We start from the raw sequence: 5,232 nt of genomic DNA on the forward strand, positions 1-5,232 counted from the left end.
CATCTAAACCTAAAGTAACAATATCTAAATCTGCATTATCCTCAAAGCGTTTTACTTCCCACAGTTGTGAGGTTATCTCATCATTTTCTTCTGCCTCTCTGTCAGAATCACTTGTTTGATATAAAACAAAAAAACCTACTTTATTACCCTCTCCCATATTATAATATATTTTTCCGTAGAAGGCATCCTCATCCCTAATGCCCTCATCGACATCTCTTATAACACTTACCTCATATCCTCTAATCCAACCTAGTTGATAGTCAAAGGCATTGTGTGAACCATCAAACAATATACCCATCGCTGTTTCTTTCCATAACCAAGGGTTAATATTAACTGGTTGTAAGCCTATCTTTGTTCTTGTATCAAAACCGTATTTATCTAACCCAGGTAACCTAAAATCAACATAACCCCATCTTGTCTCAACATTAACCCCATCTCCTGAATATCCACCACCTTTACTTACTTCTCCAAAGCGCACGCCTCCAACTTCCATTGCATATACTGCCTTAACATTTTCGTCATCTGAGGTGCCTTCAAACCAGAATTGGTATTTTATCTCCCCAAAGGTATCCTCAAGGTCTTCATCACTAATTCGACCTTGCTGCTCAGAAACAAACCAAGCATTCTGATTTGTATACAATTGAAAACGATTGTCCATACGACCATGTAATTCCAGTTGTATTGCTAATACAGTAACAGGCAAAGACAAAACAACAAAAAACAACATAATTTTAAAAAGATAGTGTTTCATTGATACCCCCTCTTTAGTTATATAAAAACAATAAGATTATAAGATACTAAAGCGAATATCAAGTCAAATTGATGTAAAAAATAAAAATAATAAAAACACTTAGTATTTCAAACTAAAAAAATATAGAATAGGATTTTTTGAATTTAAAGTTTTAATAAGTAATATCTTTATGTTATTAAGCATATTATTAACACTTTATTTAACATAATCAGTATTAGTTATGTCTGAGTGGTTGGTATTTTTTGTTAAAATAACTATTTAAAACTTTCTTTTTTATTCCGATAGTAGGCTACTACTTGCTTTTAAAAAAAGCTAATAAATATTATTTGACAATTTTATGAAATATCCTTTATAGTAAATGTTTATTAAATTATTTAGTAAGGTTAAACTGATCCACCAAAACAGTGCCAGCCAGCATCTGCCAATAGCAAAAAACCTGTTACAAGGCTACTTGCATTTGAAGCTAAAAATACTGCTGGTCCAACAATTTCTTCTGGTTTGCCAAAGCGTTTAAACATATTTTGATTTCTAATATTATCATACCAAGATTTGTCTTTCATAACTTCCTTTACAAGTGATGTTTCAATATATGCAGGACCAATAGCGTTCACTCTTACAAATGGTGCCCATTCTGCTGCTAGTACCCTTGTCATTTGTCGTACAGCTCCTTTACTGCTAGCGTAACCTATCTGTTTTGGCATAATTATTTCTGAAAAAATAGAAGCCATATTAATCATACTTCCTTTTTTCTGATCATACATAATTTTTCCGACTTCTTTAGCACACATAAAAACACCGTAAAGATTAACTTTCATTATTTTATCGAACTCATCATAGGTTAGCTCCAATGCAGGCTTTCTTATATTAATTCCAGGAATGTTAAAGGAAACATCGATTTTTTTATATTTAGCTACACTCTTTTTGACAGCTTCTTGTACACTATTAATATCAGTTACGTCAAGTTTGATTCTCAATATATCTCCATTACATTCTTTTGCTGTTTCTTCTATTCCTTCTTCATTTATATCTGCCAAAATTACTTTTGCACCCAACGCATCAAAACCTAGTGCTATAGCTCGACCTAATCCGGATGCAGCTCCTGTAACAAATGTTACCATATCTTTCACACTAAACATTTCATCAGGCTTATACATCCATTTATCTATGGTCCAATCCTTTTCTTTCATAATGTTACCTCCTACTAATATTTTGTACATTATCTTTGTAGTCTATTACTTTGCCACTGGCTAAGAACATCTGAACTATCTTATTAATACATTATGTATTTTTTAAAATGATATTCTTATAAATATCTATAAAACCCATTAATTCCGTCTCAAAGTTTGTCACTAATTTAGCTTTGCACAAAGCTAAAGATTTAATTAAAGTAAAAAATGTCATTTTTTATAATTTATTACTATTTATAAAATTTATTCCTACACAGCAACTATCCTTATAGGATAACCTTTTTTATGATGCAAATCATCTAAACCTTTACCAATTTCTTCTAACTTGATATGGGATGTTACTGATTTACTTAGATCTAGCCTTCCCATAGAAACTAGCTTAATTATCCTTTCTATTTCTAAATTTTCAAAGGCATAACAACCCACCACATCAAATTCTTGCCTAGCAAAAATAGCTACACTTGGTAGTTTAACAGGTTCTGCTCCAAGGCCTATTATCAACGCTCTTCCACCTGGTCTTAAGCTATTTATTGCTTGTTCTTGTGTTTTCGGCAAGCCTATAATTTCCATTGAGATATCTACACCACATCCTGTTGTTTTTATAATTTCAGCAACAGGTTCTTTTTCTCTAGCATTTATTGTGTAATCTGCACCAAACATCTTCTTTGCTCTTTCACATATATAATCATCCACATCAACACCAATAACAAAACCAGCCCCACACATTTTTGAAAGCTCAACAGCATGTACACCTAACCCACCCAAACCAAAAATTGCAACACTATCTCCAGGTCTCATATTTGATCTTTTGCTTATAGCGTGAAAGGGTGTTGCTACAGCATCTGTGCATATAGCAGCTTGGTCAAAAGGAACATTATCTGGTAGTTTTATAAGAGTTTCTGCAGGCACCTTTACATATTCTGCATATGCACCATCTTCTTCCATTCCTATTCGTTTTTTGTTAATACATATGGATGGTCTACCAAGTTTACATGGCAAACACTTTCCACATGTTTGTATAAAATTAACACATACCCTATCCCCAACGCTCCAATCTTTAACATCTTCACCAACCTCACAAATAATTCCTGCAGTCTCATGGCCTAAAGTAATTGGGTATCGTGGCAGTACTGTTGACCCATCTATCATATGTATATCAGAACCACAAAGGCCTGTAGCTTTAACATCAAGTAGAACATCCTTTGGCCCAATCTCAGAAATATCCACCTCTTCAAGTTTTAAAGCCTCAGCTATATTAGAGTTTGTTTTATATAAACGCAAATCTTTCATCTTTCCCTTCATAAGTTTATCCTCCTTTTATATATTATGAGTGTCTTTCCCAATTTTTCTGAAGAGATTTCACCTAGAACTGTATTAAATGTTTTTTCCATACAAACAAATATATCTAAATAATAACAACATTATAAAAAATTGCAATAATATTAAAAACTATTATTAAATTTTTAAAAGCAAACGTTTCATGTTAGAAAAGTAAGATATAGAGTCAAATTATTACCAATTAGGGTATAAAAATGTAATAATTTTATAATAGTTTACTGCATACAAGTAGTTACTTATAACAAAAAGTATTATAAAGAAACTGTAGACTTGAAATAATTAAAGAACATTCAACTAATTATTATATTATAAAAAATTGAAAATTTACATGATATAAATATATAAATATAATTTTAATTATAAAACTAGAGGTTCATGAATTAAAAATAGCACAGTTTTGGTCACAGCATATACTCCAGCACCAAGAGGTACTTCTATGCATGAACTATACAAATATGCAGGTGTAGTCTTAGAAATAGATACCCTTAATGACACAATTGTTGATGCTGAATTAACGTTAATTACCGATTTGGCAAAAAGATTTTTTAAAAGATTACTAATAGGATATGATTTAAAAAAAGGAAGTGAGGAATTATCTAAAATAATACGGAATAAATATTGGGCTCCTTCAGACGAGGCTTTTATAGCTTGTTTAAACGTGGCAATTAGAAGATATTTTGATACAAAATCAAATTTAGTAGAAAAAAATTAATTATAGCTTGGGTTCCCGAGTTATTAATGACGATATCGAAGGCTTTATGTCAATATTTTTGGATAGTTACACCGTTTTTTGCTCTCAAAATTTAGTTCTTTGCGGTATTGTGCGAAGCTCTCACTACAGGAGCAAATATTTTTAAAAGAAAATAATGTAGCTTCGGAATAAATATTTTTAAGAACAGATATATGAAATATATTTCATTGAATAAATAAATTTAATTTATTCTTATTGTCATTGTCACTCCTGAAATTACAATAATGGAGCCAAGAATTTGAGAAAAAGAGATGTGCTCATTAAGTAGAAAGTATGCTCCAAGCATTGTAAATACAGGCAATAGATTTAACATAACAGAAGCCTTGCCTGCTCCCAAAATGATTACTGATCTGCTATAAAGTATTAAGGCTATAAAAGAGGGAAATATACCTAAATAAAAAATACCTGCCAGTTTGCCGGCCTGAAAAATATTTGGTATTCCTGTTATCCACCATTCAACCATTACAATTGGCAATAAAATTATTACCGAAATACCGGTCATAAGCCATATAATCCCGAAAATCCGGAAGTTATACATATATTGCTTAACATACAAAGAATATATTGCCCAGAATATAATTGCTACTACCATTATTATATCGCCTTTGTTTGGGGCATGCTTTATAAAGAAACTCAAATTACCATTTGCTACGACCCAAATAGCACCGACAAAAGAAATAATTACCCCTAGCCATTGAACAAGTGTGATTTTTTCTTTCAGAAACAATACACTCAATATAACTGCAAGTGCGGGAATAATAGTTTCCAGAATAGAAACATTTGTTGAGCTTGTAAACTGTAACGCGCTGTAAACAAAGGAGCTAAAAAATGTGACACCCGTAAGAGTCATTATCAACAGAGGTAATTTGTATTGCAAGTAAAGATTTTTATCTTTAATAGCCTGAGGAAAACCTATAGGTGTTAATATAATAAAGGCCACCGTTAGGCGGCCCAATGCAATTGTAAAGGGAGGAAGCTCATTGATAGCTTTGCCCACAAGGATATTACCTGAATACATTAATATCACCAATAGCAGTGCAATATATGCTTTTAGACGCATTATATTTTCCTTCTTAGAGTTTGCAGGTTAAACAATTATTTTTCTGTTTGCAAACACTAAATTAATTTTGATTTGTGGCCTAAAATTATTTACCTTTGCCTGTGATGTGTAACAAAAATCAGTGATCTCATTATTTTTTATTAAA

General features: G+C 31.7%; 5 protein-coding genes. 1 reads left to right on the forward strand and 4 read right to left on the reverse strand.

Features of this window, described 5'->3' with window-relative positions; genetic code table 11:
• The 3 genes from SVN78_08190 to SVN78_08200 all read right to left on the reverse strand — a co-directional run.
• A partial coding sequence (locus tag SVN78_08190) for a hypothetical protein (protein ID MDY6821583.1) occupies positions 1-751 on the reverse strand: 751 nt, incomplete at its 3' end.
• A 383-nt stretch (positions 752-1,134) separates the two neighbouring features.
• Positions 1,135-1,905 carry an SDR family oxidoreductase gene (locus tag SVN78_08195; GenBank protein ID MDY6821584.1) on the reverse strand — a complete coding sequence of 257 codons (771 nt, stop codon included), beginning with the start codon at positions 1,903-1,905 and terminating at the stop codon, positions 1,135-1,137.
• A 282-nt stretch (positions 1,906-2,187) separates the two neighbouring features.
• Entirely contained in the window at positions 2,188-3,240 is a 1,053-nt protein-coding gene (locus tag SVN78_08200) for a zinc-binding dehydrogenase (GenBank protein MDY6821585.1), read from the reverse strand.
• A 433-nt stretch (positions 3,241-3,673) separates the two neighbouring features.
• On the opposite strand from SVN78_08200, the gene SVN78_08205 reads away from it, so the two are divergent.
• Complete coding sequence (locus SVN78_08205) at positions 3,674-3,988, forward strand: DUF3870 domain-containing protein (GenBank protein MDY6821586.1); 315 nt, start codon at positions 3,674-3,676, stop codon at positions 3,986-3,988.
• 220 nt (positions 3,989-4,208) lie between these two features.
• Here the strand turns inward: SVN78_08205 and SVN78_08210 are convergent, their stop codons facing one another.
• A complete protein-coding gene (locus SVN78_08210; protein ID MDY6821587.1) occupies positions 4,209-5,087 on the reverse strand; it encodes a DMT family transporter in 879 nt (292 codons plus the stop codon).
• Positions 5,088-5,232: the final 145 nt, after the last annotated feature.

The organism is Deferribacterota bacterium, from assembly GCA_034189185.1.
Classification (GTDB): domain Bacteria; phylum Chrysiogenota; class Deferribacteres; order Deferribacterales; family UBA228; genus UBA228.